This is a genomic window from Allosalinactinospora lopnorensis, from assembly GCF_000981225.1.
In the GTDB taxonomy this organism is placed as follows: Bacteria; Actinomycetota; Actinomycetes; order Streptosporangiales; family Streptosporangiaceae; genus Allosalinactinospora; species Allosalinactinospora lopnorensis.
This window is the reverse complement of the sequence record NZ_LAJC01000214.1, coordinates 1-257: the sequence shown is the minus strand read 5'-3', so window position 1 is coordinate 257 and position 257 is coordinate 1. Positions and strand designations below refer to the sequence as shown.

The window sequence follows — 257 nt, the reverse complement described above, 5'->3', positions numbered from 1 at the left end:
TCCCCCTACGACACGGGATCGCTTGGGCCGGGAACGGATCCGCACCCATCAGGAGGGCTCCCCTTCTCCCGCCCGTCGCCGGGAGGCGCCTCCGCCGGGCAGCCGGGCGGCGCGGCGCCCTCATGGTCGGGAGCCGACACGGGATCCTGGCGGAACTCCGGTGCCGGTGACCAGCCTCCGCCGACCCCGGGCGGCGGATTCGAAATCCCCTCCCCCTACAACACCAACACGTTCAACCGCGACACCTACGACACCGG

The 257-nt window shown here is 72.4% G+C and carries 1 pseudogene; it reads left to right on the top strand.

What is annotated here, in order from left to right:
- A pseudogene (locus tag VS93_RS32345) lies at nt 1-257 on the top strand (hypothetical protein); the annotation flags it as partial.